Origin of the sequence: Pseudomonas quebecensis (assembly GCF_026410085.1) — a bacterium.
GTDB lineage: Bacteria > Pseudomonadota > Gammaproteobacteria > Pseudomonadales > Pseudomonadaceae > Aquipseudomonas > Aquipseudomonas quebecensis.
Map to the genome: position 1 here is coordinate 2,482,299 of NZ_CP112866.1, position 26,298 is coordinate 2,508,596.

The window sequence follows — 26,298 nt, forward strand, 5'->3', positions numbered from 1 at the left end:
TACTCAGAGAATACCTTCAATCAGCCACGCCTTGAGCCACAATCATGCATCCCACCTCGGATCATCTGACTTACTGCAAGCTTGCCGCCGTCACCATGATCTGGGGTGGCACCTTCGTCGCCGGTCGCTACCTGGCCGATCATATCGACCCACTGCTGGCCGCCAGCCTGCGGTTTATCCTGGCCAGCCTGGCGTTGCTGTTGTTCATGGCCCTGGCGCGCATTCGACTGGTGCGGCCAACGGGTAGGCAACTGCGACAGTTGGCCTTGCTGGGTTTTTTCGGGATTTTCTTCTACAACCTGTGTTTCTTCTATGGGCTGCACTACATCAATGCCTCGCGAGCATCGTTGATCGTGGCCCTGAACCCTGCGGTGATCGGCCTGGCGTCCTCGCTGCTGTTCAAGGAACAACTGGGGCGCGCACGCATCATCGGTATCGCACTGTGCCTGGGGGGCGCCGCGACCGTGATTGTCAGCCGCAATCCGCAGTTGCTCCAGGGCGCTCCCGATCATGGGCTGGGGGACCTGCTGATTCTGGGCTGCGTGCTGGGTTGGGGCATTTACTCGTTGTATTCCCGTGAACTCAACGCCAGCCTCGGGCCGCTGCAGACGGTGACCTGGTCGGTGCTGCTGGGCGCCGCGATGCTGGCCGCCGCCACCGCCTTCATGGGCGGTTTCACGCTTCAGGCCGTGAGCCGCATTGACCTGCCGCAGGCGCTGAGCCTGGGCTATCTCGGCGTGCTGGGCTCGGCCCTGGCCTATATCGGCTACTACGACGGCATCCGCCGCATCGGCGCCACTCGCTCCGGCGTGTTTATTGCGCTTAACCCGCTCACTGCGGTCATCTGTGGCGCGCTGTTGCTGGGCGAGCCACTCAGCGCGCCGATGCTGATGGGTGGCGCGGTAATACTGTGGGGTATCTACCTGTGCAACAAACCCCTTGCACCGGCGAGGGTGATGGGGATTTGATAAGAGTACGGACAAACCCTGTTACGCTGTGTAGAATCGATTTACGCATACAAGAATATGGACTTGCGCTCACGCAAGCCTCGGCCGTCAGAGACTGATGCAACCATGAAGCGACTCGGCTCCCCCCTCATCTTTGGTGACTTCCTCGCCCGCAGCGTGCGAGGCCTGTCCTGCGCGCCACCCCCGTACCTCATCCTTGCTGGCAATTGATTTTTCGTTAATCAGACTCTTTATTTCAAAGAGCAGGATGAGGCACCGAACATGACCGACCAACACGCAAACCCAATGGGCCTGATGGGCTTTGAATTCATCGAATTCGCCTCGCCGATCCCAGGCACCCTTGAGCCGATCTTCGAGATCATGGGGTTCAGCAAAGTCGCCACCCATCGCTCCAAGAACGTGCACCTGTATCGCCAGGGCGAGATCAACCTGATCCTCAACAACGAGCCCAACAGCATCGCCTCGTACTTCGCGGCGGAGCACGGCCCGTCGGTGTGCGGCATGGCGTTCCGGGTCAAGGATTCGCAAAAGGCCTACAACCGCGCACTGGAACTGGGCGCTCAGCCGATCCATATCGAAACCGGCCCGATGGAACTCAACCTGCCGGCCATCAAAGGCATCGGCGGCGCGCCGCTGTACCTGATCGATCGTTTCGGCGAAGGCAGCTCGATCTACGACATCGATTTCGTCTTCCTCGACGGTGTGGACCGCAACCCTAAGGGCGCCGGCCTCAAGGTCATTGACCACCTGACCCACAACGTCTATCGCGGGCGCATGGTGTACTGGGCCAACTTCTACGAGAAGCTGTTCAACTTCCGTGAAGCTCGCTATTTCGACATCAAGGGCGAGTACACCGGCCTGACCTCCAAGGCCATGAGCGCCCCCGACGGCATGATCCGCATCCCACTGAACGAAGAGTCCTCCAAGGGCGCCGGGCAGATCGAAGAGTTCCTGATGCAGTTCAATGGCGAGGGCATCCAGCATGTGGCGTTCCTCACCGACGACCTGGTCCAGACCTGGGACGCGCTGAAGAAAATCGGCATGCGCTTCATGACCGCGCCGCCGGACACCTACTACGAGATGCTCGAAGGTCGCTTGCCCAACCACGGCGAGCCAGTCGATCAACTGCAGGCCCGTGGCATTCTGCTGGACGGTTCGTCCATCGAAGGCGACAAGCGTCTGTTGCTGCAGATCTTCTCGGAAACCCTGATGGGCCCGGTGTTCTTCGAGTTTATCCAGCGCAAGGGGGACGATGGCTTCGGCGAGGGCAACTTCAAGGCCCTGTTCGAATCCATCGAGCGTGACCAGGTCCGTCGCGGTGTGTTGACCGCCGACTGAACGCACGTGTAGAAAAAAGCCCGGCCAACGTAAACCCTGGCCGGGCTTTTTATTGCCTGGGCGTTACGCCCGGCGCTGGCGCACCAAGTGCTTGAACCCTTCAAACACCAGGACCATGACCGCGATCCAGATCGGAATGTAGGTCGGCCATTGCCCGGCCTTGATGCCTTCACCCAGCAAGAGCGCCACCAGCAGCAACAGCACTGGCTCGACATAACTGAGCAGGCCGAACAGGCTGAAGGCCAGCAAGCGACTGGCGATGATATAGCTCACCAGCGCCGAGGCACTGATCAGGCCCAGGATCGGAATCAAAGCATAGAGCTTCGGCTGCGCATCCATCACCGCAAAGCCCTGTTCGCCACTTTGCACGAACCACCATGCCACGGGCAGCATCAGCGCCATGTCCAGCCACAGGCCGCCAAGGTGATCGGTCTTGAGGTATTTGCGCGCGATGAAGTACAGCGGGTAACCGATGATGACCACCAGGGTCGCCCAGGAGAACCCACCGGCCTGATACAACTCGTTGAGCACACCGAGCGCGGCAAAAAATACCGCGATCTTCTGCAAATAGGACAGCTGTTCGCCCCACACCAGGCGCCCGGTCAGCACCATGGTCAGTGGCAACAGGAAATACCCCACCGACACGTCCAGGCTGCGCCCGTTGAGCGGCGCCCACATGAACAGCCACAACTGCACGCCCAGCAGGGCCGACGACACCACCACGCCGGCGATCAAGCGTGGCTCGGCCGTGAGCCGGCGCAGCAGTTCCCACACGTGTCGCCACTCGCCGCTGACCACCATGAATACCGTCATGCACGGCACGGTCAGCAACATGCGCCAGCCGAAAATCTCCAGGCCGCTCAATGGCGTGAGCAACGACGTGAAGTAGTACATGACGGCAAACAACACCGAGGCCGAGACCGATAACACCACACCTTTAGACACACTGTCCTCGCGAAAGCCGATTCAATCAAAAGAGCAGGGGATTATGGTGCTTTCGGCGCGTCAAGGCTGCTCTGTTTTGGGGCAAATCACCGAAAACTTTCTTACGCTGCGCTGTCAGAGCGCGCTCACAGCGGCGTGCGTCCCGAAACGAAGTGGCCCACGTCATTGAACCCTGGTGTGGACGCATGCCCCGGCGTGACCAGCGAATCAATGAACGCCTCGTCTTCGGCCGTGATCTTCACCTGCAGCGCGCCGGTGTAGGCATCCCATTGCGCTTCGGTGCGCGGCCCGACAATCGCCGAACTCACCGCGGCGTTGTTGAGCACCCAGGCGATGGCGAATTCCACCATGCCCACGCCACGCCCTTGGGTGTACTGCTGGATCTGCTGGGCGATGCGCAGCGACTCCATGCGCCATTCGGTTTCCAGGATGCGCTTGTCCTGGCGCGCGGCGCGGCTGCCGGCTTGCGGGGTGACATCCGGGGCGTATTTACCGCTCAACACCCCGCGCGCCAGCGGGCTGTAGGGCACCACACCGAGGCCATACGCAGCGGCGGCGGTGATCTGCTCCACCTCGGCCTGGCGGTTGACGATGTTGTACAAAGGCTGGCTGATTACAGGCCTGTCCACGCCCAGGCGTTCGGCCACGCGGATCACTTCTGCAATGCGCCAGCCGCGATAGTTGGACAGGCCCCAGTAGCGGATCTTGCCCTGGCGAATCAGGTCGCCAATGGCCGAGACGGTCACTTCCAACGGCGTCTGGTGGTCTTCGCGGTGAAGGTAGTAGATGTCCAGGTAATCGGTGTCGAGGCGGGTCAAGCTCGCATCGAGCGCGTTGAATATTCGCTTGCGGCTCAGGCCGCTGCGGTTGGGCACACCATCGGCCGGGCCGAAGCCGACTTTTGACGCCACCACCCAATCGTGGCGCTGCCGGGCGATGGCTTCACCCACCAACTCTTCGGAACGCCCGCCGGTGTACACGTCCGCCGTGTCGATAAAGTTGACACCCTGATCCCAGGCCTTGTCGATGATGCGCAGCGAGTCTTCGGTGTTGGTCTGTTCGCCGAACATCATGGTGCCCAGGGTCAGGACACTGACCTTCAACCCGGACTGGCCCAACGTGCGATAAATCATGCAAAGCTCCTTGCGGCTATGAGACGTGACCTATGCAATACCAGAGTCGCCAGCTCTGGAACAAGACCCGCGCGCGTTTCTTCACGCACTCAGCAGGGCCTGGCAGCGCGCTTGTAGAAATCGGTGCAGCACTTTCACTCGCTCCGACACCTGCAGGCGGTGAGGGCACATCAAGTTGAACGGCGTGGGTTCTCCCTGCCAGTCAGGCAACAGGCGCACCAGGCGTCCGGCCTTGAGGTCCCGGGCGATGTCGAGGTTGGCTTTGTAGGCAATTCCGTGGCCAGCCAGCGCCCAGCGCCGCACGATTTCACCGTCATCGCTCAGGTAGTCGCCCGTCACCTCGACTTCCTGCAATGCCGTGCCCTGTCGAAAGTACCAAGTGCTGTTGGCCCGGCCCTGACGCATGTACCGCAGCGTGTTGTGCTGCTCCAACTCCGCCGGCGTGCGTGGTGTGCCGTGGCGCGCCAGGTAGTCGGGGCTGGCGCAGGGCAGGCGTTGGTGGCCGGGCACCACCGGCAGCGCCACCAGGCTGGAATCCCGTGGGACGCCGAAACGCAGCGCAATGTCGACGGTGTCGCGAAACAGGTCGGCATTGCTGTCGTTGAGCAGTAATTGCAGGCGGATGTTCGGGTGTTCCAGCTTGAACTCATCCAGCCAGCCCAGCACCACATTGCGCCCGAAATCCGAGGGTGCGGCCAGCTGCAGCAAACCGGTCAGGCCCTGGCTCTGCTGCCTGAGCGCTTGCTCGCCTTCGGCCAAAGCAGCCAGGGCCTCGCGCGCGCTGTCGAGGTAGCGCCGGCCTTCTTCGGTCAGGCGCATGCTCCGGGTGGAGCGTGCCAGCAGGCGAGTGCCCAACCGGGTTTCCAGGCGTTTGAGAGCAATACTGGCCGCTGCCGGAGTCAGGCCCAACCCTCGGGCAGCGGCGGACAGGCTGCCCGTGTCGGCGGTGCGCACGAAGACTTCAAGGTCCAGGAGTGAACTCATTTGTAAAAATCCTTTAAAGATCCTGTCGTTTTACCGGGATTTTTTGCAGATTGCCAAGCTGGGAAGATGAACGCTCACTTTCTAACCCAGGACTCTCCTTCATGACTTCTCCCCTCAATGGCCAAACCGTCATCGTGATCGGTGGCAGCAGCGGTATCGGCGCGGCAGTGGCCAAGGCCGCCGCCGCACGCGGCGCTCAAGTGGTGCTGGCGGGACGACGCCTGTCATCGAGCCGCGACAACGGCCTGCGCAGCGAACCCGTGGACGTCACCGACACCGAGTCCCTGCGGCGCTTGTTCGAAACCGTTGGGCGCTTTGATCATTTGGTGTACACGTCCGGCCCATCGGTGCATGCCAAAGCCTTGATAGATACCGATCTGGACGAAGCCCAGAACAACTTCAACGTGAAACTCTGGGGGGCCTTGCGGGCAATCCAGCAGGCGCTGCCGTTCCTCGACGAGCGCGGCAGCATCAGCCTGACCTCCGGGCAATTGGGGCGCAAATTGGCGTCGGGGCAGTTCATCAAAGTCGGTATCAACGCCGCCACTGAAGCCCTGGGCAAGCAGTTGGCCAAGGAACTGGCGCCGCGTCGGGTCAACGTGGTGAGCCCCGGTGTAATTGATACCCCGGCGTATGCCGGGTTGGCCGAAGACCAGCGCCTGGCGACGTTTGCCAACGCCGCAAGCGCGTTGCCGGTGGGCCGCGTGGGGCAGGCCGAGGAGGTGGCGGCAGGCTATGTGCTGGCCATGGAAAATGGCTTTATCTGCGGCGCTGTCATCGATATCAACGGCGGCGGCCTGCTGTAACCGCAGCCTACTGAGGGAGGGAGCTTGCCGTGGTGACAGTCGTTTGATTTGTGTCGATACCTGTCGCCATCTGGCAAACCCCTTTCGTCTGGACTGCGTTAGACCTTCAAGGTCCGTGTCATGCGCAGTGCCAGCGCACTGCCCGCCACAATCACCGCCGCCAGCAGGTACAACGCAACATCCGTCGAACCCGTGGCGTCCTTTACGAACCCGACGATATAAGGGCTGAGGAAGCCCGCCATCTGGCCCATGGAGTTGATCAACGCCAGGCCACCCGCCGCTGCGCCTGCGCTGAGCATCGCCGTCGGCACCGGCCAGAACATCGGCAGGCCGGTGAGAGCGCCCATGGTGGCAATGGTCAGACCGAGGATGGCAATGGCCGGCGTGGTGGCGAAGTTTACCGCGATCACCAGGCCCACCGCGCCCATCAGCATCGGCACCACCAAATGCCAGCGACGCTCCTTGCGCAAGTCCGCCGAACGGCCCACCAGCAACATAAACACCGCAGCCAGCAGATAAGGGATCGCACTGAGCCAGCCGATCACCAGGTTATCGCTGAAACCCAGGTTCTTGATGATCGACGGCAGCCAGAAGTTGATCGCGTACACGCCGCTCTGAATACAGAAGTAGATCAGGCCGAAAGCCCAGATCGCCGGGTTTTTGAACACCTCGGCGAGGGAGTCGCTGGTGGTCTTGGGCTTGTTCGCCAGGTCCGTGGCCTGGTCGGCTTCCAGCACCGCGCGCTCCTTGGGCGTGAGCCACTTGGCATGGGCGAAACTGTCGCTGAGCAGGAAGTAGGCGAGGGCGCCCAGCAGAACCGTGGGGATGCCTTGCAGCAGGAACATCCACTGCCAGCCGGCCAGACCGCCCTGGCCGGCGGCGAAGTGGTTGAGAATCCAGCCGGAAAACGGACTGCCCAGCAGGCCTGACACAGGGATCGCCGACATGAACAACGCCATGATCCGCCCACGGCGAAAGGTCGGGAACCACTGCGACAGGTACAGCACCACGCCGGGGAAAAAGCCGGCTTCGGCGGCACCGGTAAACAGGCGCAGGGTATAGAAATGGGTCGGTGTGGTGACGAACAGCAGGCAGGTCGACAACGTGCCCCACACGATCATCATCAGCGCGATCCAGCGCCGTGGACCGAATTTATTCAGGGCCAGGTTGCTCGGCACGCCGCACAGCACATAGCCGATGAAGAAGATCCCGGCCCCGAGGCCGTACACGGTTTCGCTGAATTTGAGGGCATCGAGCATCTGCAGCTTAGCGAAGCCGACGTTGACGCGGTCGAGGTAGTTGAACAGGTAGCAGATAAAAATGAAGGGGATCAAGCGCAGGGTCACGCGCTTGTAGACAGCGTTTTTATCGTCATCGTTGGCCTGGGTGACAGCGGCGCTCTGTGACATGGCGTTCTCTCTTTATTATGATTTTTCGCGATGCGAGGGTAACGTTGATCGCCCCAAGAGTCTCGGCCAGGTAGCAGGCGGCTGTCTTTGTGCTCGCGCACAGTGAAGCCGGCTTTGCGCTGTGCCGATGACCAACCACGCCTTGCAGGAAGTTAGCCCCATGTTCGAGCTGGATCATGACCTGGCGCAGGATATCGTCGATCGCACCATGGCCATCCTGCCTTATAACGTCAACGTCATGGACAGCCAGGGGCTGATCCTCGGCAGTGGCGAGCCCGAACGCATCAACACCCGGCATGAAGGCGCGCAACTGGTGCTGGCCAACGGCCGCGTGGTCGAGATCGACGGCCAGACCGCCAAACACCTCAAAGGCGTGCAACCCGGTATCAACCTGCCGCTGATGCACGACCAACGCCTGATCGGCGTACTGGGCCTTACCGGCGAGCCCGAATTGCTGCGCACTTACGCCGAACTGGTGCGCATGACCGCTGAAATGCTGGTCAGCCATCGCCATCAGCAGGCCGACCAGCAGTGGCGACGCCAGCGTTGCGATGATCTGCTGGCGTTATTGCTGGCCGATGCCGGCGACTCGCCGCGCTTGATCGACGAAGCCCGGCAGCTGGGGCTCAAGCCTCACATGCCGCGCATACCGTACTTGTTCGAATTGGGCGAAGGCGCCTGCGCGCAGGACCTCGCCGCCTGGCTGAGCGCACGCTATCCCGACAGTTGGTGCGTCAGCTCGGCGCAGTTTTCACTGCTGTGGTGCCGACCGGCCGGGGTCTGGGTGGACAACCCCAAACTGCTGGAAAAGCTCGCCGGCCAGGGCTGGCCTGTTCTGCGCGTGGCCGTGGGCGGTCAGGCCGATGGATTGGCCGGGCTGCGGCGCTGCTACCGACGGGTCGGCGACCTGCTGGCCTACGGGCGCGATATCCTGCCCCATGCGCAGTTGCTGACCCTGAACCGCTATCGTCTGCCGGTAATGCTTTGGCGCCATCGCAACGACGACGCCCTCGACGAACTGCTCAACCCGTTGCGCAAAGTCCTGGCCAAGGACGCCAATGGGCAGTTACTGGCGACCCTGCGCAGTTGGTGCGAGCACGATGGGCAAAGCCAGGCCTGTGCCGACGCGCTGGGCATCCACCGCAACAGCCTGCGCTACCGCATGGAGCGCATCGCCGAACTCAGCGGCGTTGACCCGCTGACCCTGGACGGCATGCTCGCCTTGTACCTGGGCGTGCAATTGTTGCCCCAGGCTTTGTCGGAATGAACAACAAACCCACGCCGCACTTGTGCATCGGACCGGCGTTATTGCCGCTGCCAACTGGCAGCATGGACGGCATAAAAACCGGAGAACGCCCATGAAGATCATCATCGCCCCCGACTCGTTCAAGGACAGCCTGAGTGCCGAGGGCGTCGCCCAGGCGATTGCCGACGGGTTGGCCGAGGTCTGGCCGCAGGCGCAGTTGATCCAGTGCCCGATGGCCGACGGCGGTGAAGGTACGGTGGCCGCCGTGCTCGCCGCCTGCCACGGTGAGTTGCGCCGCCGGACGGTTCGCGGCCCATTGGGTAACCCGGTCGAGGCGCACTGGGGCTGGTTGGCCGACAGCCACACCGCCATCATCGAAATGGCCGAAGCCAGCGGCCTGCAGTTGGTACCGCCGGAGGCGCGCGATGCGTGCCGCACCAGCACCTTCGGCACCGGTGAACTGATCCACGCGGCGCTTGAAGCGGGTGCCCGGCGCATCATCCTGGCCATCGGCGGCAGCGCCACCAACGACGGCGGCGCCGGCGCGATGCAGGCGCTGGGTGTGCAGCTGTTTGACGCCGACGACCGCGTCCTGCCGCCCGGAGGCCTGGCCTTGGCACAGTTGGCGCGCATCGGCCTGGACAGCCTCGATCCACGCCTGGCCCAGGTGCGTTTCGACATAGCCGCCGACGTCAACAACCCGCTCTGCGGCCCTCACGGCGCTTCGGCGATTTTCGGCCCGCAAAAAGGCGCGGGCCCGCAACAGGTGCAACAGCTCGATGCCGCCCTCGGGCACTTCGCCGATCATTGCGCCAGGGTGCTGCCCCGCGACGTACGCGATGAACCCGGCAGCGGCGCCGCCGGCGGCCTGGGCTTCGCCGCCAAGGCGTTTCTCGGCGCCCGGTTCCGCGCGGGCGTCGAGGTGGTCGCCGACCTGGTGGGCCTGGATGCGGCCATACATGGCGCCGACCTGGTCATCACCGGCGAAGGCCAATTCGATGCCCAGACCCTGCGCGGTAAAACCCCGTTCGGCATCGCACGCATCGCCCGCCAACACGGTGTGCCGGTGATCGTCATCGCCGGCACCCTCGGTGATGGCTACGCGCAGATGTATCAACACGGCGTCGCCGCAGCCTTCGCCTTGCCAAGCGGACCAATGAGCCTCGTGCAGGCCTGCAACGAAGCGCCGCGCTTGTTGCGCGAGCGGGCGGCGGATATTGCGCGGGTGTGGCGGGTGGCTGCCGGGCGCTGACGGCACGCGCCGAACATGTGACAATCCGCGTCTTTTTCCGACACGGAGAGTCCCCATGTTGCGCCCCTTACTCCTGGCCCTGCTGGCCGGTTCCTCTGCCCAAGCCTTTGCACAACCCGCTGCCGAGAGTGTGCCGCTGCTGCGTGACATCAAGGAATGGGTGGTCGGTTGCGACAACCTGCGCGATTGTCACGCCCTCAGCGCACCGAGTGGCGCCAATGAAGAAGACTACAGCTCGCTGACCCTGCATATCTGGCACAAGGCCGGGCCGCAGGGTTACTTGCGCTTGCGCTTCGACCATCGGGGCGAGGCCGTGGACTTGTCGACCCTGCAACTGGACGGCCAGCCCCTGGGCGATGCCTTGACCCAGGATTTGCAGGCGCAGCGGGATGACCAGGGTGGCGATCCGGATGTCCAGTCCTACGGCGTCCTGGACGACGACGCGGCACGTCGGTGGTTGCAACGCTTGCGCAATGGTCAGCGCCTGCAAGTGCCCGCCGATACCGACGCGCATGTGTCGCTGAGTGGGCTGAGCGCTTCGCTGCTGTTGATGGATGCGGTGCAGGGCCGGGTGGATAACGTCACGGCTCTGGCGCGGCCGGGCAAGGGCGCGGCGAGTAGCGTACCGGCGCACATGCCGGTGCCCTTGCTGCGTGCATTCCCCGGCGCACCGGCATTGACCGCCCAGGAGCAGAAAAACCTGGTGGCCGAGGCGCTCAAAGGCGAAACGGCGCAAGAGGATTCGCCGCCACCCGAAGCCAGCGCCGGTGCGTTGACGGCGTCGCACGCCATCACCGTGTTGCGTTACGACTGCGCGGCCTATAACTGTGAATACGAGGTGGTGCAACGCGCGCGCCAGGCGCCTTATGCCCAGGCCGCCTTGCAGCTGGAGCCGTTGCCGTTGGACGGGGCCGCGCTGCAGGGTTCGGTGGGCTACGATCCGGCCACCGGCACCTTGAGTTATTTCTACAAGCAACGCGGGCTCGGCGATTGCGGGGCCGGGGCGGCCTGGGTGTTTGATGGCAAGGCATTCCAGCTCAGCGAGTTCCACATAATGTCGCGCTGCACCGGCGTGGCCTACGGCGATTGGCCGTCGTTGTGGACGACCGCCCCGGCGCCCTAGGCAGCGGACGGCCGACGCCTCTACACTGGCAGGCCCCCTGTTTTTCCAAGGATGAAACCGCATGCACACGCCTGAACCCCATATCGTCATCCAGCGCTTTACCGAGGCCCACCTTGAAGGCGTCGCCGCGCTCTACAACGAGCCGGCGGTGTGTCGTCAGGTGCTGCAGATGCCGTTCCAGTCGATCGAGGTGTGGCGCAAGCGCCTGGTGCTGGATGACGAGCGTCGCCTGCAACTGGTGGCATTGCATGGCGGCGAAGTGGTGGGCCAGCTGGGGCTGCAACAGTACTTGCGCGTGCGCCAGGCCCACGTCGGCACGTTCGGCATGGGCGTGGCGACCGCCTGGCAGGGCAAGGGCGTGGGGTCGCGGCTGTTGAAGACGGCCCTGGACGTGGCCGACAACTGGATGAACCTGCACCGCGTCGAGTTGACGGTGTACGCCGACAACCAGGCCGCGCAACGCCTGTACCGCACGTTTGGTTTCGAAGTGGAAGGAGTGCTGCGCGACTACGCCCTGCGTGACGGCGTGTATGTCGACACCGTCAGCATGGCGCGTCTGCGCCCGTCGGCTTAATCCTGCACTGCAAACGCCACCGCAGCCTGTGCATGCAGCTCGGTGGTGTCCAGCAGCGGCAGGTCCGTGTGTTCAGGCTTGATCAGCAGACCAATCTCCGTGCACCCGAGGACGATCGTCTGGGCGCCCCGCGCGGCCAGCGCAGCGATGATGCGCAGATAAGCCTGGCGCGAGGTGTCACTGATGATTCCCACGCATAACTCTTCATAAATGATCTTATGCACGGCTTTGCGCTCCTCGGCCTCGGGCACCAGCACGCTCAAGCCATGCTCCGCCAGGCGCGCCTTGAGAAAGTCCTGTTCCATGGTGAACGCGGTGCCGAGCAGGCCGACGGCGAGTGTGCCGGCCTGCACGGCAGCCCGGCCGACGGCGTCGGCGATATGCAGGAAAGGAATCGACACCGCCGCCTCGATACGCGGCGCCACCCGATGCATGGTGTTGGTGCACAGCACCACACAGTCCGCGCCGCCGGCCTGCAGGCGCCGCGCCGCGTCTTCGAGGATCTGTGCGGCATCGTCCCAACGCCCGTCGTGCTGCGCCTGGGCCACCGGCCCGAAATCCACGCTGTACATCAACATCGGCGCCGAACGCAACGGCCCGAGCTGGGCGCGCACCCGCTGATTGATAAGGCGGTAATACTCGGCGCTGGACTCCCAGCTCATGCCGCCGATAAGGCCGATGGTGCGCATGCGATGCTCCTGACAGGGAAAGTGCCTTCACCTTACGCATCGGCCGCTGAATAGTCAGACGCAGTTACCCGCCAAATGACCGGTGCAGTTCTGATTCAGCGGCAAACGCCGATTCCAGGCTCGTCTCGTGCACGCCCACGGCGGCCATCGGCGTTAATCGTACGGTGAATGGCCGCATCTGCCATGATCGGATATCGCAACCTGGCACACCCAAGGAAATCCGCAATGGACGATGTACAGCAACTGGGCGAGATGCTTCGTCATTACGCCGATAGCGAAGCGCACAAGAAGCAGCAGTTCGAGGTGCAGTCGGCCCGTTGGACGCAAAAGCTCGACGAGTTGTTCGGGCAGATCGAGCAATGGCTGGAGCCGGTCAAGCGCGTCGGCTTGCTGGAGGTCCAACGTCAAACCTATGTCGCCAGCGGGCCGAGCGTGCCGGTGGAAACATCAACCTTCAAGACTGAAAAGCTATTGGTACAGATCACCGGTAAAACCGTGGAGTTTGTGCCTGACGTCATGGCCATGGGCGGCTTGATCTCGGTATCGGTGATGGGCTTGACCGCTGCCCGTCACGGCAGCGTGTCGCTGGTGCTGCCGGCCGACAAAAATGACTGGCTATGGAAGAAAACCAATGGCCTCAAAGACCCGGACACCTTTGGCTTCGACGCCAACTTCCTGGCCTCGCAGTTGCAGAGTCTGATTCCGCGCGAACGCGGCTAAGGCTCTACTTCAACGCCGGGTCGCCAGGGTTGAGTTGTTTCCAGCTCTGCAAGACCCGTTGCGCCTTCGGCTCCTGGCCACTCTCCAGGTAGTACTGGATCAGCGACAGCCGCGCATTGCGATGATACGGCTGACGCTGGAGCACCGCTTCCAACTGCTGGCAGGCCTGTTCGACCTGGCCGCCGTCATGCAGCGCCACCGCCAGCACAAAACCATACTGGGCGTTGGCCGGGTCCAGACGCGCGGCGTTGCGCAGATAGCCCATCGCTTCGGCGGCAGCGCCGCTGCGTATCAGCATCAAGCCCTGGGTGTGTTGCAACAGCGCAGCGTCAGGATGCTCGGCCAGCTGCCCGGCGATCAGGGCGCGTGCTTCTTCGCCGCGTTCATGGGCTTCCAGCCATTGTGCCAGGGTGACCAGCGCGGGAAAAAAATCAGGATCGCGCAGCAGGGCAGTGCGTAGCTGGGACTCGACTTTGTCTTGCCGGCCGCTGGCCTGGTAAAGCATGGCCAGGTTGAGGTTGGCCTCGGCGCGGTCGTTGAAATCCGCAGGGACGGTCTGCGGCATGGCGGGCTGCGTGCAGCTTTAACGTTGGCCCTCGGCCTGTCAAACCGGCAGCGCAAAATAGAGGCTATTTCCCCAGAGTTGGCTATACCTAGAGCTCCGTCTTTCGATGATGACCGCCAGGGAGTTCAATGATGAAACTAAGGCTAATGATCAGTACGTTGTGCGTGGTTTCGATCGGGTTGGCGGGCTGTGCCAGCAAGGTCACGCAACCGGATGAATATTCAGGCTTCCTCTCCAACTACAGCCAACTCAAGCAAGCCAAGTCACCGTCAGGCGCCGAGGTGATGCGCTGGGTCGATCCCCAGCTGGACCTGAGCCGCTACAACGCGGTGTACATCGAGCCGACCCAGTTCTATCCCAAGCCCCAGGCCACCGCGAAAATCCCGGACAGCACCCTCAACGGCATCAACACCTACTACAACCAGGCGCTCAAGCGTGAGCTGGGCAAATCCTTGCCATTGGCCAACGGCCCCGGCCCGGGCGTGATCGTGGTGCGCGCGGCCATCACCGCCGTCAGCAGCAAGACCGAAGGGCTCAAGCCCTATGAGTTCATCCCGGTGGCATTGGTGGCGGCGGCGGTCAGCACCGGCACCGGCATCCGCGATCAGGAAACCACCCTGGCCACCGAGGCACAGTTCCTCGACGGCGCCAACGGCAAGGTGCTCGCCCAGGTGGTGCGCAAAGGCACCGGCAAGCCTTTGGAGAACGACGCCCAGGTGATGAAGGCCGACGACGTGAAAAGCGTGATCGACGGCTGGGCGTCGGACCTGCATCACTCCTATCTGAAATTCAAGCAACACTAAAACGCATTGCGGGCCGGTCGGTTGTGATAGCTGAGCAGGGCGTCGTAACGGCGGGTGACGAGGTCATAGTCGTCACTCAGCTGATGCGGGTTGGCGTGGTTGAGCCAGTCTTGAAGCAGGCCTTGCAGGGCAGCAAGGTACGCATCGGCGGGGCTTCTCAGGGTGTACCAAAGGTGCAGCGTTTCTTGGCTGAGTTCTTTATCCGGCATCCGATCGACAAAGGCTGCGGCACTTTGCTGCGCACGCTGAACCGAAGCGGTCAACGCCGCCAGGGCTTGGGGTGTCAGGTCGGCAGCGCGTACCCCTTGGTCGATCCGTTCGACCGCCTGGCGCGCCACGATCATGTAGTTGAGCAGCTGCCAATGCAGATCTCGGCCCAGACGTTCTTCCAGCAAATCCAGCTGTACGGGGCGCAAACGCTGCTCCTCACGCGTCAGATCGTCACGCAGAGCCGCGGATGCCGACAGGTAGTCGCCACCGTTACGGCTTAGTTCTGCTTTCAATTGGTCAAGCATGACGTTGCCAAATAATTGCTGCTGCGGCGTTTTCGTGCCGGGAGTTTGACTGGGGCTGAGCAGCGTACCGACATCGCTGATTCTGCGAAGGGCCTGCACGTACTGTTGCGTAGTCGTAATCAATGGACTGCCGGGGGCTTGGCGTTCCAGCTGGAGGGTGATTGCAGGAGTGCATAGTTGCTTTTGGATCAGGCGGGCTTGGGGCTCTGCGTTGTCGCCAAATTCTTCCCGAGGCACGTTCGCGGCGCCGGAGCGCTCAGACGTCCGGACTGAGGCGTCGCCCTGAGTCAGCAAGTAGTAGGCCAGCCGAGTATCGCGGTCAACGCGGTTAACGCAATCGATGATCGGCGCAAGCGCGCCGGCCGTTGCGGTCTGGGGGCTGTCCAGTTGGTTGAGCCACCACTCGACAATCTGCAGTTGTTTGCTGGCGCCGGCCAGGCTGAATAGGCACAGGATCAACACCACCCCAACGGGGTACAACATGATTGGCTTCATCACTCAGCCTCCTGGCCGTACCACTGTGCCTGGGTCGCGGGTGCCTGGCAGGGCTGTGCGGTTCTCGGCATGCGGCTGCACACGCGCTCTGTCCACTGTTGCAGGCCTTGATTGCGATCTACCTGATAATGACTGTCAATGCTTTTGAGCGCTGCGAACATCACTGCCATGAGCAACGTGATAAGGCCAAATGCGCCGATGGTCTTGCGCGGATGGAGGCTGGACCATTCTTTGTAACCCGTGCGTGCTTGACGTTTACCCGCTCCGATCACGGCCAGGGTCGCCACCATCATCAGGCCCGCAACCGGGCCGAATTGAACACTGATGGCAACACTCATGATCGCCCCCGGCAGCAGATCGCGCAGCGGCAATAACGGCAGGCGGGTAGGGCAGAGTCGCGTCGGTAGGCGGACGGCGAGGCGTTCATCCAGGACGCGAACCCGATGTACCAGCGGGCGCCACAGTTGCCAGGCCAGGGCGCCGACCACGACATAGGCCACCGACCATGCCAACGCGTGGCCCAGTGTGCTGACCAGGCCCCCTGAAAACCATGGTGCCTGGAACAGCGCACCAGTCACACAGCCCAGCACTGTTGCCAGCGCCAGCGGCCAAGTGTCGACAGCAGTTTCCCACTCCTGCCAGAAATAAACCGTACCGCCCGGCAGGGACAGCGCAACGTCGGGATGATCGGTTTTAATACGCGCGGCCAGCGTTCGGCACGCATCCCAGTCGGCCTCGCTCAAGCGCTGGGCGAATGCACGTCGCTGCCCCAGTGTCATCGGTGCCAACAACAAACGAGCGGCGCGCTGCTGCGCAGTGTGCGGCGGCACAACAGCCAGCACACGCTGGTGGGCAATGAACGCCGGCCCTTGCTCACGCCGCAACAGATGCTGCCATTCATTTTTGGGGCAGGGGTTTTCGCCACCGAGAGGCCAGCTCTGCCCGGCGCGGACGGCCTCGAACAAAGCAGGAAACCAGAAGTGGCTGTCGCATAGCAGCGTGGCAAGTGTCTGGTTGAGCCATTGAGCGTGCGCCGGCTGGCGCAACCAGGCGTGATCGTCACGCCGAGCGTACGCATCAAGGAAATCTGCTTCGTTACGTTGTGCAAGGGCCAGCGCCAATCGGCTGTGCAACGCCTGCCTGCATTGAGAGGTCAGGGCATCCAGCCATTGCGCAGGCAGCTCCAGGCGCTGCCAGGCGCTGAGCCAGTGGAAGGTATCAAACGCCCAGCGACGCTCCTCATCGCTCACGGTGTCGTCGCTGATACAGCGTTCGAGCAGCGCCACCTCGAATGCCGGGCCGTTGCCTTGGGCCAAGGCTTGCTGATAGCGCTGGGGTAGGGTGGCGTCCACCGGTTCTGGCGCGGCCATCTCGACCGCCGTGGCGGCAAACGCGTCATCCAGCGCCGATTCTTGCCCACTCATGGCCGCTTCATACGCTTCACGCAGGCGCTGGAAACCCTCGGGATCAGCATCCGGCCGGGTTTTCTTCAGCAGCGCCGCGTAGGTGCGCTTGATGGTGCGGCTATCGGCATCCGGGGGCAGATCAAGAACTTCCCAGCAAGTCATGTGCGGTGCAGCTCCGTGAAGAATCGCGCGCACCTTACCTGTTTCATTGGCCAGTAAGCCAGCAGTAGTAAGGACACTGCTTAACGCTTTGTAGTGTGCCGGATCGCTGCAAATCGGCGCGCGCGGCCCGCCCCTGGCTGGACCGCGCGCGGTATCACTTGAGCGGTGTCAACGGCGGCAATTTCCACTGACCGCTACCCACCTCAGGCTTGGGCAGGTAGATTCGCAGTACGGCATAAAAAGGACCGGGGGGAGCCGGCAACCAATTGCTCTGTTCGGCTTTGGGCGGTTCGTGATGCTGCAGGGCCAGGGTCAGACCTCCATCAGCGTCGAGCTTGAGACCAGGCAACATGCGCGAGTTGATCAGGTAGCGCTTCTTGTGGTTGGGTACCAGTAGCTTTGTCCTGGCGTCGTACATGGTCAGCGACCAGAACGCATCCGCCGGCGGCAGTTGATCCTTGTTGAAGTGCACGGTATAGCTATGGCGGGCGCCATTGGCGGGCTTGCCTTCGCTGTCGACCAGATACTCCAGGTACGCGGCTTCATCGGTTGAATTGCCAAAAATGCTCAGATTCGCACCGGCGTAGCGGTACAGGTAGTTGTTCTGCAAGCGATCACGACTACCGAACAGGTCGCCGCTTGGCACTTGGCGGGTGTCTATTTTGTCTTTCTTGAACGCGGCAAACTCAGCCTTGCCGTCGGCAATCCCGTCTTCCAGGGCCTTGCGCTGTTCGGCGCTGAGCTGGTTGAGCTTGAACGGCGCGCCGGGGGCGATGCCGATTTTGGCGAAGCGCGCCAGCAGGTCTTTCTCGCTGTCCTGGGGCGCGGCGAACGCCAGCATGAAATTCAGGTAGCGGAACAGTTGCGGGCTGTCGCTCATGGTGGCGGTGGGTTTGGGCCACTCGACCTTCGGCGCGCTGGCCGGTGCAGGTTGCTTGACGTAGCTGCTCAGCGGCTGGACTTTATAGCCGCTCTGAATCTGCTTGACCTTGCCCAGGTCTTTTTCGTCGAACAACTGCGTGCGGTACAGCGCATAAGCGATGTTGCTCTCGCTGTAGACCACACGGTCGATGTCCACCGGTTGCTGACCTTTCCAATCCGGCCCGGCGATCATGTAGTGGCCACCGTTGTTGCCGGTGCTGCGCGTGCCCAGGTACGCGAAGTTCTGCGTATAGAGGTCGATCAACTGCACCGAGTAGTAACGGTTGTCGTCGATCTTGGGCAGGGTCAGCACCAACGGTTCGCGGCGCAGGTCCATCCACACGAACGAGTAGGGCGTGTCGGAGTTCGGGGTGACGAATGCGGTGTCCTTGGGCGTGAACACCTGGGCGGTATTGCCGATGTGGTTGAACGGCGCCTTGAAGTTGGCGCCGCCTTTGTCAACGGCCTGGGTGTAGAGCGTCTTGTACATTTCCACCACCGGGAACCCGTACAGGTAGGCTTCCTTGGCGATGGCCCGCGCTTCGCTCGGGGTGGCGGTGAAATCGGCCCAGGCGCCGCTGCTCAGGAGTATCGAGAGGCTCGCCAACAGCAGGCGCGTCGGTTTTCTGATCATGTTGTCGCGTCCTTTTGAGGCTCTTGACGATTTTTTCAAAGGATATGGGAACGCGCAGAGTTTCCGATTTTATTTGTCCAAGGTCACGTAAATCTCTCGTTGCCCGATACAAAAATGCCGCCCGAAAGGGCGGCATTCAATGGAGAAGCCAGCTCAAACAGAAGAAAGGATTGATTTGACCTTGTCACGCAATTGATCGATGGAAAACGGTTTGCCAATCACCTGCATATCGGCGGGGGCGCCGATATGTTCGGCATAGCCGCTGGCAAACAGGATCGGCAGACCAGGGCGCAGTGCGCGGACCTCTTTGGCCAACTCCTTGCCGTCCATGTCCGGCAGGCCCACATCGCTCATCATCAGGTCGATGACCTGGCCCTTGTCGCTGACCACCTTGAGTGCTGCCGCCGCATCCGCCGCCTCGATCACCACGTACTCCAGTTCTTCGAGCACATCGACAATCAGCATGCGCACGATGTTGTCGTCTTCGACAACCAGGATGGTGGACGGGGGTAGGGGCATAGTGGGAGTTCCTGAGAAGAAAGAAAGCAGGTCATAGAATTCAACAAGACGCGTCACTAGTGAGTCTTTTTGATCCAGGCAAGTTCCCCTGGCCGGCGCATTGTGACGATACCGGCCAGTAATGTCTCCTGCTCAGGTACGCAGGTTTTACAAAGCCTCGTCCAGGATCGCTTGTAACGCGGGTTTCTTGACGTTGGCTGCACTCAAGTCGGCCACATCAAACGTACTGACGTAAAACTCCCGCGCCCCGCGCTTGCTGCCGTAAGGCGATAGCGTAGCGGCAATGCCTCCGCTGTTAAGGACCTTTTCCATCCCCTCCTGCATTGACTGCAAGGTGGTGAATTTGGCCATTCCGGAGTTGGGTTCCGGCAGGCGTTTTTACGGCACTGGCCGCGCCTTGGTGAACCGTTGCCATCAGAAAAATGGCGTTCAGGCGCAACTTTGGGGCAAACTCCCGGTTTTTCCGTATTTGGCCAAGGCATGCCCATGACTCCCGCTTCGTCCGTCGATGAAAAGAGCTTCCGTACCCTGCTGAGCAGAAACGTGGCATTGCCCCTGGGTGTGGGCGTGCTCAGCGCGGTGTTTTTCGTGTGCCTGATCACCTATTTGCTCTCGGTGATCCAGTGGGTGGAGCACACCGACCGGGTCATCAACAACCTCAATGAGACGTCAAAGCTGACGGTCGATCTGGAAACCGGCATGCGCGGCTTCCTGATCACCGGGGACGAGCATTTCCTCGACCCGTACGAAGTGGCCAAGCCGCGCATCATTGCGGACCTGCATAACCTGCAGGAGCTGGTGGCCGACAACCCGCAGCAGGTCGACCGCCTCAAGCGCCTGGAAGCGTTGCAACTGGAGTGGAACAAGTACGCCCAGTCGATGATTGATATGCAGCGCCAGAGCGGCGACTACCGCAGCGCGGTAAAGGCCGGGCGGGGCAAGCGCTTGACCGACGAGATTCGCAAGGAATACGACGATGCGGTGGCCATGGAGCAGCAGTTCCGCATCGCCCGTAATGCCGACGTCACCCGCACCACGGTGGCAAGCGTAGGCCTTTACCTGGTATTCGTGCTGGGCCTGAGCGCCTTTCTCGCGTATATCGGCAGAAAAAATCTAGTCTCACTTTCAGTAAGTTACAGCGCAAACCTCGCGTCACAACAGAAGATCGCACGGCGTCTGGAACAGCAAGCATGGCTGCGTAATGGCCAGACCGAACTGGCCGAGCAGGTGTTGGGCCAACTGACCTTGAACATGCTGGGTCGCAATATCCTGCAGTTTTTCGCCCAATACATGGGCTCGGCGGTCGGGGCACTCTATGTGCGCGAAGAGCACGGCGGCCTGAAGCGCATTGCAACCTACGGCTTTTCCCGCGAGCAGGAGCAACAGGAGCAGGCGATCTACAGCGACGAGGGCATCGTCGGCCAGGCCGCGCAGCTCGATCGCTTGATCCGTCTGGACGATGTGCCGGTGGACTACTTCAAGGTCAGCTCGGGCCTGGGTGAAGGCACCACCCGCAGTGTGCTGGTGATGCCCACCAGCGACGATGATCGCGTCAACGGCGTCGTCGAGCTGGGCTTCCTGCGTCCGCTGCAGGAGCGCGACGTGGAACTGGTGGAACTGATCGCCGGCAACATCGGCACCTCCATCGAGGCCGCGCGTTATCGCCAGCGCCTGCAGGAAGTGCTGGCCGAGACGCAGCAGCTCAACGAAGAGCTGCAAGTGCAGCAGGAAGAACTCAAGACCGCCAACGAAGAACTCGAAGAACAGTCGCGCATCCTCAAGGAGTCCCAGGCCCATCTGGAAACCCAGCAGGCCGAACTGGAGCAGACCAACGAGCAACTGGCCGAACAGACCCAGACCCTGGCCGAGCAGCGCGACGCCATGGACCGCAAGAACATCGAGCTCAACCAGGCCCAACTGGAACTGGAAGACCGCGCCGAAGAACTGCAGCGTTCAAGCAAGTACAAATCCGAGTTCCTCGCCAACATGTCCCATGAGCTGCGCACGCCGCTCAACAGCTCGCTGATCCTGGCCAAACTGCTGGCGGAAAACCCCCAGGACAACCTGAGCGCCGAGCAGGTCAAGTTTGCCGAGTCGATCTATTCGGCGGGCAACGACCTGCTCAATCTGATCAATGACATCCTCGATATTTCCAAGGTTGAAGCCGGCAAACTGGAAGTGCGCCCGGAAACCTCCAGCGTGGCGCGCCTGGTGGACGGTCTGCGGGGGATGTTCGAACCGCTGGCGGCCGATCGCAAGCTGGGCTTCCAGGTGGAGGTGCAGGAGGGCGCTCCCGCCATGCTGTTCACCGACCGCCAGCGCCTGGAGCAGATCCTCAAGAACCTGCTGTCCAACGCAATCAAGTTTACCGAGCAGGGCCAGGTAAGCCTGTCGGTGTCCGGCGCCGCCGAAGGCGGCATTGTGTTCAGCGTGCGCGATTCCGGCATCGGCATTGCCCTGGACCAGCAGGAAAGCATCTTTGAAGCCTTCCGCCAGGCCGACGGCACCACCAATCGACGTTACGGCGGTACCGGCCTGGGGCTGTCGATCTCCCGCGACCTGGCGACCCTACTCGGCGGCTCGATCCAGGTGACCAGTGAGCCTGGCAAGGGCAGCGTGTTTACCCTGGTACTGCCGGAGCAGTATGAAGAGCGCCCGCGGGACGCCGCCACCGAGGAGGCGCCGCGCCCAGTGGTTGCAGCGCCCGCACCGGCCCCCGTCAAGGTCTCGCCGTTGCCGGTGGCCGATGCGGAGCAGATCCCACGCTTTGCCGACGACCGCGACAAGGCCCCGTTCACCACGCGCTGCATCCTGGTCGTAGAAGACGAGCCGAATTTCGCGCGGATTCTGTTCGACCTGGCCCACGAGCTGGGCTATCAGTGCCTGGTCGCCCACGGGGCCGACGAAGGCTACAACCTGGCCGAGCAGTACATTCCCGATGCGATCCTGCTCGACATGCGCCTGCCGGACCATTCCGGCTTGACCGTGCTGCAGCGTCTGAAGGAACACGCCAATACCCGCCATATCCCGGTGCACGTCATTTCCGTGGAAGACCGTGTCGAAGCCGCCATGCACATGGGCGCCATCGGTTATGCCGTCAAGCCCACCACCCGTGAAGAGCTCAAGGACGTGTTTGCGCGCCTGGAAGCCAAACTGACGCAAAAGGTCAAGCGTGTGCTGCTGGTGGAGGACGACGACCTGCAGCGCGACAGCATCGCCCGCCTGATCGGCGACGATGACATCGAAATCACCGCCGTCGGCTTCGCCCAAGAAGCCCTCGAACTGCTGCGCAACAACGTCTACGACTGCATGATCATCGATCTCAAGCTGCCGGACATGCTGGGCAACGAGCTGCTCAAGCGCATGGCCACCGAGGACATTTGTTCGTTCCCGCCGGTAATCGTCTACACCGGGCGCAACCTGACTCGCGATGAAGAAGCCGAGCTGCGTAAATATTCGCGCTCGATCATCATCAAGGGCGCGCGCTCGCCGGAGCGTCTGTTGGACGAAGTCACACTCTTTCTGCACAAAGTCGAATCCCAGCTGTCCCATGAGCGCCAGAAGATGCTCAAGACTGCCCGCAGCCGCGACAAGGTGTTCGAGGGGCGCAAGATTCTGTTGGTGGACGACGATGTGCGTAACATCTTCGCCCTGACCAGCGCCCTGGAGCACAAAGGCGCGGTGGTGGTGATCGGGCGTAACGGCCGTGAAGCCATCGACCGTCTCAATGAAGTCGAGGACATCGATCTGGTGCTGATGGACGTCATGATGCCGGAGATGGACGGTTACGAGGCCACGGCGTTGATTCGCCAGGACCCACGCTGGAAAAAGCTGCCGATCATCGCCGTGACCGCCAAGGCCATGAAAGACGACCAGGAGCGCTGCCTCGCGGCGGGCTCCAATGATTACCTGGCCAAACCGATCGACCTGGATCGTCTGTTCTCGTTGATTCGCGTATGGCTGCCGAAGATGGAACGCATTTAAGTGGAGCGAAGTTTTTTGGAAAAAAGCAGCGATATTGAGCTGCGCCTGCTGATCGAGGCGATTTACCTCAAGTACAGCTATGACTTTCGCGACTACTCCGGGGCGTCGGTCAAACGACGCGTGGCCCATGCCATGCGCCAGTTCGACTGCGCCACCATTTCCGCGCTGCAGGAGCGGGTGCTGCATGACCCGGCGGCGTTCATGCAGTTATTGCAGTTCCTGACGATCCCGGTGAGCGAGATGTTTCGCGACCCGTCGCACTTCCTGGCGATCCGCCAGGAAGTGGTGCCGCTGCTCAAGACTTACCCGTCGATCAAGATCTGGATCGCCGGTTGCAGCACGGGGGAGGAGGTGTACTCCATGGCTATCCTGTTGCGTGAAGAGGGCCTGCTGGAGCGTACGATTATCTACGCCACCGACATCAACCCGGCGTCCCTGGATAAAGCCAAACAGGGCATTTTCTCTCTGGAGAACGTGCGGGCGTACACCAGCAATTATCAACAGGCCGGAGGGCAGCGTTCGTTTGCCGACTACTACACCGCGGCTTACGATTACGCGATCTTCGATAAAACGCTGCGGGAGAACGTGACGTTCGCCGACCACAGCCTGGCCACCGACAGCGTATTTTCAGAAACTCAATTAATTTCTTGTCGCAACGTACTGATTTATTTTAATAAAAATTTGCAGGACCGGGCGTTTGGGTTGTTTCATGAGTCGCTGTGCCATCGCGGCTTCCTGGTGCTCGGCAGCAAGGAAACCCTGGATTTTTCTGGCTACAGCAAGCACTTCGAACCCTTGGTCAAGCAGGAACGGATCTACCGCAAATCATGAACGACGCCGCAGCCAGCCCGATTCGCGGGATTGAAGCCATTGTCGTCGGCGCGTCTGCCGGTGGCGTGGAGGCGTTGCTGAGTATTTTCGGCGAACTGCCCCAAGGCTTCGCGCTGCCCATCATTGCGGTGCTGCACTTGCCGGATGAGCGCCGCAGTCAACTGGCGGAAGTGTTCGCGCGGCGGCTGCGTATCCCAGTGCGCGAGGCCCGCGACAAAGAAGCCATCGAGGCCGGCACGTTGTACTTCGCCGGTCCCGGCTACCACCTGTCGGTGGAGCAGGACCGCAGCCTGTCCCTGAGCCAGGAAGAACGCGTGCATCACTCGCGCCCGTCCATCGATTTTCTGTTCACCTCGGCGGCGGACGCGTATGGCTCCGGCCTGCTGGCGATCCTGCTCACCGGCGCCAACCAGGACGGCGCACGCGGCCTGGCCTACGTTAAACAGCAGCACGGCATCACCGTTGTACAGGACCCTGCGGAAGCACGCGTGGACGTCATGCCCCGTGCAGCCCTGGCGTTGCAGACACCTGACCATATTCTGACTCTGGGCCGGATTGGCTCATTGCTGGTTTTGCTGGAATCTACCCCATGTTAAGTACCGTCCAGGCCAAGCTGCTGATCGTCGACGATCTGCCGGAAAACCTGCTCGCCCTCGAAGCGTTGATCAAACGCGAGGATCGCCAGGTCTTCAAGGCATTGAGCGCCGACGAAGCGTTGTCCCTGTTGCTCGAGCATGAGTTCGCCATGGCGATTCTCGATGTACAGATGCCCGGCATGAATGGTTTTGAATTGGCCGAGCTGATGCGCGGCACCGAGAAGACCAAGAACATTCCCATCGTGTTTGTGAGTGCCGCCGGGCGCGAACTGAACTACGCGTTCAAGGGCTATGAAAGCGGCGCCGTGGACTTTTTGCACAAGCCGCTGGATATCCATGCGGTCAAGAGCAAGGTCAACGTGTTTGTCGACCTGTATCGCCAGAGCAAGGCGATGAAACTGCAGGTTGAAGAGCTGGAGCGCAGCCGCCGCGAGCAGGAGCTGTTGCTCAACCGCCTGCAGGCCACCCAGGCCGAGCTGGAGCAGGCGGTGCGCATGCGCGATGACTTTATGTCGATCGTCGCCCATGAGGTACGCACCCCGCTCAACGGGCTGATCCTGGAGACCCAGCTGCGCAAGATGCACCTGGCGCGGGACAACGCTGCCGCATTCACCCTAGACAAGATGCACGCCATGGTCGACCGCGATGAGCGTCAGATCCGCAGCCTGATCCGTTTGATCGAAGACATGCTCGATGTGTCGCGCATTCGCACCGGCAAGTTGTCGATCCGCCCGGCGCGTTTCGACCTGGCGCAACTGGTCAGCAACCTGGTGGAAAACTTCGCGCCGCAAGTGGCCGCCGCCGAATCGTCCATGCAGCTGTCGGCCGAAGGGCCGGTGGTGGGCAACTGGGATGAGTTCCGTATCGAGCAGGTGATCACCAATCTGCTCACCAATGCGCTGCGCTACGGGGCCAAGAGCCCGGTGGATGTGCGGGTGTATCGCGACCACGGCGAAGCGCGGGTCGAAGTGCGCGACCGAGGGATCGGCATCAGCGAGGAAAACCAGAAGCGCATCTTCCAGCAATTCGAGCGCGTCTCCGCCAGCCAGGTAGCGGCGGGGCTGGGCCTTGGATTGTTCATCTCAGAGCAGATCGTCGCGGCCCATGGCGGCACCATCGAAGTCGAGAGCCGGATAGGCGAGGGCGCCCTGTTTCGGGTGTGCCTGCCCCTTGAACCCACGGCGTGAAATCAATCGTCACCTCGACGCAACCTTCTGCGTGACCCTATGGTCGTAGTTGCAGCAATTGACCGGACAAAGGCTTCCCATGAGTGAAGATGCACAAGATGTCGTACTGATCGTCGAAGACGACGAATCCATTATGTTTGTGTTGGGTGAGTACCTGGCGGGCCTGGGTTACCGGGTCTTGAAGGCGATCAATGGTGAACAGGCCTTCGAAATCCTGGCCACCAAACCGCACTTGGACCTGATGGTCACCGATTACCGCCTGCCGGGTGGCATTTCCGGTGTGCAGATCGCCGAGCCGGCGTTAAAGCTGCGGCCGGAGTTGAAAGTCATCTTCATCAGCGGCTACCCCCAGGAAATCCACGACTGCAACAGCCCGATCACGCGCAATGCGCCGGTGCTGGCCAAGCCGTTCGATCTGGATACGCTGCAGGAACATATCCAGCGCCTGCTGGCGTGAGTGGTGCGGCGCTTGTCAGGCGCCGCTAATGCCAAC

Annotated in this window: 24 protein-coding genes and 1 pseudogene; 14 read left to right on the plus strand and 11 right to left on the minus strand. The window is 61.8% G+C overall.

Going from position 1 to position 26,298, the window contains the following annotated elements:
* Positions 1 to 44 precede the first annotated feature (44 nt).
* On the plus strand, positions 45 to 968 hold the full coding sequence (locus tag OSC50_RS11610) for a DMT family transporter (protein ID WP_253507781.1): 924 nt from the start codon (positions 45 to 47) through the stop codon (positions 966 to 968).
* 261 nt (positions 969 to 1,229) lie between these two features.
* Positions 1,230 to 2,306: a 4-hydroxyphenylpyruvate dioxygenase gene (gene hppD / locus OSC50_RS11615; RefSeq protein WP_253507779.1), complete on the plus strand. Its 1,077-nt coding sequence runs from the start codon at positions 1,230 to 1,232 to the stop codon at positions 2,304 to 2,306.
* Positions 2,307 to 2,369: 63 nt separating this feature from the next.
* On the opposite strand, the gene rarD is transcribed toward hppD, so the two are convergent.
* The 3 genes from rarD to OSC50_RS11630 all read right to left on the minus strand — a co-directional run bounded on the left by rarD (position 2,370) and on the right by OSC50_RS11630 (position 5,368).
* Complete coding sequence (gene rarD / locus OSC50_RS11620) at positions 2,370 to 3,251, minus strand: EamA family transporter RarD (RefSeq protein WP_266249428.1); 882 nt, start codon at positions 3,249 to 3,251, stop codon at positions 2,370 to 2,372.
* Positions 3,252 to 3,376: 125 nt separating this feature from the next.
* Positions 3,377 to 4,384, minus strand: a complete 1,008-nt coding sequence (locus OSC50_RS11625) for an aldo/keto reductase (RefSeq protein WP_181077699.1) — start codon at positions 4,382 to 4,384, stop codon at positions 3,377 to 3,379.
* An 81-nt stretch (positions 4,385 to 4,465) separates the two neighbouring features.
* Entirely contained in the window at positions 4,466 to 5,368 is a 903-nt protein-coding gene (locus OSC50_RS11630) for a LysR family transcriptional regulator (RefSeq protein ID WP_266249426.1), read from the minus strand.
* A 101-nt stretch (positions 5,369 to 5,469) separates the two neighbouring features.
* On the opposite strand from OSC50_RS11630, the gene OSC50_RS11635 reads away from it, so the two are divergent.
* A complete protein-coding gene (locus tag OSC50_RS11635) occupies positions 5,470 to 6,174 on the plus strand; it encodes an SDR family oxidoreductase (protein ID WP_253507769.1) in 705 nt (234 codons plus the stop codon).
* Between the two features lie 98 nt (positions 6,175 to 6,272).
* Here OSC50_RS11635 and OSC50_RS11640 read toward each other — a convergent pair whose 3' ends face one another.
* Positions 6,273 to 7,583: an MFS transporter gene (locus OSC50_RS11640; protein WP_253507766.1), complete on the minus strand. Its 1,311-nt coding sequence runs from the start codon at positions 7,581 to 7,583 to the stop codon at positions 6,273 to 6,275.
* A 160-nt stretch (positions 7,584 to 7,743) separates the two neighbouring features.
* Here OSC50_RS11640 and OSC50_RS11645 point away from each other — a divergent pair, with 160 nt between their 5' ends.
* The 4 genes from OSC50_RS11645 (at position 7,744) to OSC50_RS11660 (ending at position 11,778) form a co-directional block, all read left to right on the plus strand.
* Positions 7,744 to 8,850, plus strand: coding sequence for a sugar diacid recognition domain-containing protein (locus OSC50_RS11645; RefSeq protein WP_181077691.1), 1,107 nt, complete (start codon positions 7,744 to 7,746; stop codon positions 8,848 to 8,850).
* Positions 8,851 to 8,941: 91 nt separating this feature from the next.
* Positions 8,942 to 10,081 carry a glycerate kinase gene (locus OSC50_RS11650; protein ID WP_266249423.1) on the plus strand — a complete coding sequence of 380 codons (1,140 nt, stop codon included), beginning with the start codon at positions 8,942 to 8,944 and terminating at the stop codon, positions 10,079 to 10,081.
* Positions 10,082 to 10,136: 55 nt separating this feature from the next.
* Complete coding sequence (locus OSC50_RS11655; RefSeq protein WP_266249421.1) at positions 10,137 to 11,204, plus strand: DUF1176 domain-containing protein; 1,068 nt, start codon at positions 10,137 to 10,139, stop codon at positions 11,202 to 11,204.
* A 61-nt stretch (positions 11,205 to 11,265) separates the two neighbouring features.
* Entirely contained in the window at positions 11,266 to 11,778 is a 513-nt protein-coding gene (locus OSC50_RS11660; protein ID WP_181077685.1) for a GNAT family N-acetyltransferase, read from the plus strand.
* Here OSC50_RS11660 and OSC50_RS11665 read toward each other — a convergent pair.
* Positions 11,775 to 12,467 (minus strand): aspartate/glutamate racemase family protein, encoded by a 693-nt coding sequence (locus OSC50_RS11665; RefSeq protein ID WP_266249418.1) that lies wholly within the window; start codon positions 12,465 to 12,467, stop codon positions 11,775 to 11,777. The genes OSC50_RS11660 and OSC50_RS11665 overlap by 4 nt on opposite strands.
* Positions 12,468 to 12,692: 225 nt before the next feature.
* On the opposite strand from OSC50_RS11665, the gene OSC50_RS11670 reads away from it, so the two are divergent.
* Positions 12,693 to 13,187, plus strand: coding sequence for a hypothetical protein (locus OSC50_RS11670; protein ID WP_181077681.1), 495 nt, complete (start codon positions 12,693 to 12,695; stop codon positions 13,185 to 13,187).
* Positions 13,188 to 13,191: 4 nt separating this feature from the next.
* Here the strand turns inward: OSC50_RS11670 and OSC50_RS11675 are convergent.
* A pseudogene (locus OSC50_RS11675) lies at positions 13,192 to 13,722 on the minus strand (tetratricopeptide repeat protein); the annotation flags it as partial.
* A gap of 161 nt (positions 13,723 to 13,883) precedes the next feature.
* Between OSC50_RS11675 and OSC50_RS11680 the strand changes: the two are divergent.
* A complete protein-coding gene (locus tag OSC50_RS11680; RefSeq protein WP_266249416.1) occupies positions 13,884 to 14,555 on the plus strand; it encodes a DUF3313 domain-containing protein in 672 nt (223 codons plus the stop codon).
* Here the strand turns inward: OSC50_RS11680 and OSC50_RS11685 are convergent.
* From OSC50_RS11685 to OSC50_RS11705, 5 genes are all read right to left on the minus strand, one after another.
* Complete coding sequence (locus tag OSC50_RS11685; protein WP_266249415.1) at positions 14,552 to 15,565, minus strand: DUF3829 domain-containing protein; 1,014 nt, start codon at positions 15,563 to 15,565, stop codon at positions 14,552 to 14,554. The genes OSC50_RS11680 and OSC50_RS11685 overlap by 4 nt on opposite strands.
* A complete protein-coding gene (locus OSC50_RS11690) occupies positions 15,565 to 17,133 on the minus strand; it encodes a J domain-containing protein (RefSeq protein WP_266249412.1) in 1,569 nt (522 codons plus the stop codon). Before OSC50_RS11690 ends, OSC50_RS11685 begins: the two co-directional genes overlap by 1 nt.
* 154 nt (positions 17,134 to 17,287) lie before the next feature.
* The gene (locus OSC50_RS11695) at positions 17,288 to 18,688 is read right to left on the minus strand and encodes a DUF1254 domain-containing protein (RefSeq protein WP_253507742.1); all 1,401 of its coding nucleotides are present in this window, start codon (positions 18,686 to 18,688) and stop codon (positions 17,288 to 17,290) included.
* A 153-nt stretch (positions 18,689 to 18,841) separates the two neighbouring features.
* On the minus strand, positions 18,842 to 19,207 hold the full coding sequence (locus OSC50_RS11700; protein ID WP_266249411.1) for a response regulator: 366 nt from the start codon (positions 19,205 to 19,207) through the stop codon (positions 18,842 to 18,844).
* Positions 19,208 to 19,354: 147 nt separating this feature from the next.
* Positions 19,355 to 19,558, minus strand: a complete 204-nt coding sequence (locus OSC50_RS11705; protein ID WP_181077673.1) for a hypothetical protein — start codon at positions 19,556 to 19,558, stop codon at positions 19,355 to 19,357.
* Between the two features lie 135 nt (positions 19,559 to 19,693).
* On the opposite strand from OSC50_RS11705, the gene OSC50_RS11710 reads away from it, so the two are divergent.
* The 5 genes from OSC50_RS11710 to OSC50_RS11730 all read left to right on the plus strand — a co-directional run bounded on the left by OSC50_RS11710 (position 19,694) and on the right by OSC50_RS11730 (position 26,262).
* Entirely contained in the window at positions 19,694 to 23,191 is a 3,498-nt protein-coding gene (locus tag OSC50_RS11710) for a response regulator (RefSeq protein WP_266249409.1), read from the plus strand.
* The gene (locus tag OSC50_RS11715; protein ID WP_414704494.1) at positions 23,192 to 24,022 is read left to right on the plus strand and encodes a CheR family methyltransferase; all 831 of its coding nucleotides are present in this window, start codon (positions 23,192 to 23,194) and stop codon (positions 24,020 to 24,022) included. It begins immediately after the preceding gene.
* Positions 24,019 to 24,618 (plus strand): chemotaxis protein CheB, encoded by a 600-nt coding sequence (locus tag OSC50_RS11720; protein ID WP_181077667.1) that lies wholly within the window; start codon positions 24,019 to 24,021, stop codon positions 24,616 to 24,618. The genes OSC50_RS11715 and OSC50_RS11720 overlap by 4 nt, the downstream gene beginning before the upstream one ends.
* On the plus strand, positions 24,612 to 25,805 hold the full coding sequence (locus tag OSC50_RS11725; protein WP_266249406.1) for a hybrid sensor histidine kinase/response regulator: 1,194 nt from the start codon (positions 24,612 to 24,614) through the stop codon (positions 25,803 to 25,805). Before OSC50_RS11720 ends, OSC50_RS11725 begins: the two co-directional genes overlap by 7 nt.
* Before the next feature lie 79 nt (positions 25,806 to 25,884).
* Positions 25,885 to 26,262: a response regulator gene (locus OSC50_RS11730; protein WP_181077663.1), complete on the plus strand. Its 378-nt coding sequence runs from the start codon at positions 25,885 to 25,887 to the stop codon at positions 26,260 to 26,262.
* Positions 26,263 to 26,298: the final 36 nt, after the last annotated feature.

What these genes read in the sequence shown, in the direction of transcription:
- OSC50_RS11610 (WP_253507781.1), top strand. Translation starts at nt 45, where the DNA reads ATGCATCCCACCTCGGATCATCTGACTTACTGCAAGCTTGCCGCCGTC.
- hppD (WP_253507779.1), top strand. Translation starts at nt 1,230, where the DNA reads ATGACCGACCAACACGCAAACCCAATGGGCCTGATGGGCTTTGAATTC.
- OSC50_RS11625 (WP_181077699.1), bottom strand. Translation starts at nt 4,384, where the DNA reads ATGATTTATCGCACGTTGGGCCAGTCCGGGTTGAAGGTCAGTGTCCTG.
- OSC50_RS11630 (WP_266249426.1), bottom strand. Translation starts at nt 5,368, where the DNA reads ATGAGTTCACTCCTGGACCTTGAAGTCTTCGTGCGCACCGCCGACACG.
- OSC50_RS11635 (WP_253507769.1), top strand. Translation starts at nt 5,470, where the DNA reads ATGACTTCTCCCCTCAATGGCCAAACCGTCATCGTGATCGGTGGCAGC.
- OSC50_RS11640 (WP_253507766.1), bottom strand. Translation starts at nt 7,583, where the DNA reads ATGTCACAGAGCGCCGCTGTCACCCAGGCCAACGATGACGATAAAAAC.
- OSC50_RS11645 (WP_181077691.1), top strand. Translation starts at nt 7,744, where the DNA reads ATGTTCGAGCTGGATCATGACCTGGCGCAGGATATCGTCGATCGCACC.
- OSC50_RS11650 (WP_266249423.1), top strand. Translation starts at nt 8,942, where the DNA reads ATGAAGATCATCATCGCCCCCGACTCGTTCAAGGACAGCCTGAGTGCC.
- OSC50_RS11655 (WP_266249421.1), top strand. Translation starts at nt 10,137, where the DNA reads ATGTTGCGCCCCTTACTCCTGGCCCTGCTGGCCGGTTCCTCTGCCCAA.
- OSC50_RS11660 (WP_181077685.1), top strand. Translation starts at nt 11,266, where the DNA reads ATGCACACGCCTGAACCCCATATCGTCATCCAGCGCTTTACCGAGGCC.
- OSC50_RS11665 (WP_266249418.1), bottom strand. Translation starts at nt 12,467, where the DNA reads ATGCGCACCATCGGCCTTATCGGCGGCATGAGCTGGGAGTCCAGCGCC.
- OSC50_RS11670 (WP_181077681.1), top strand. Translation starts at nt 12,693, where the DNA reads ATGGACGATGTACAGCAACTGGGCGAGATGCTTCGTCATTACGCCGAT.
- OSC50_RS11680 (WP_266249416.1), top strand. Translation starts at nt 13,884, where the DNA reads ATGAAACTAAGGCTAATGATCAGTACGTTGTGCGTGGTTTCGATCGGG.
- OSC50_RS11685 (WP_266249415.1), bottom strand. Translation starts at nt 15,565, where the DNA reads ATGAAGCCAATCATGTTGTACCCCGTTGGGGTGGTGTTGATCCTGTGC.
- OSC50_RS11690 (WP_266249412.1), bottom strand. Translation starts at nt 17,133, where the DNA reads ATGACTTGCTGGGAAGTTCTTGATCTGCCCCCGGATGCCGATAGCCGC.
- OSC50_RS11695 (WP_253507742.1), bottom strand. Translation starts at nt 18,688, where the DNA reads ATGATCAGAAAACCGACGCGCCTGCTGTTGGCGAGCCTCTCGATACTC.
- OSC50_RS11700 (WP_266249411.1), bottom strand. Translation starts at nt 19,207, where the DNA reads ATGCCCCTACCCCCGTCCACCATCCTGGTTGTCGAAGACGACAACATC.
- OSC50_RS11705 (WP_181077673.1), bottom strand. Translation starts at nt 19,558, where the DNA reads ATGGCCAAATTCACCACCTTGCAGTCAATGCAGGAGGGGATGGAAAAG.
- OSC50_RS11710 (WP_266249409.1), top strand. Translation starts at nt 19,694, where the DNA reads ATGACTCCCGCTTCGTCCGTCGATGAAAAGAGCTTCCGTACCCTGCTG.
- OSC50_RS11720 (WP_181077667.1), top strand. Translation starts at nt 24,019, where the DNA reads ATGAACGACGCCGCAGCCAGCCCGATTCGCGGGATTGAAGCCATTGTC.
- OSC50_RS11725 (WP_266249406.1), top strand. Translation starts at nt 24,612, where the DNA reads ATGTTAAGTACCGTCCAGGCCAAGCTGCTGATCGTCGACGATCTGCCG.
- OSC50_RS11730 (WP_181077663.1), top strand. Translation starts at nt 25,885, where the DNA reads ATGAGTGAAGATGCACAAGATGTCGTACTGATCGTCGAAGACGACGAA.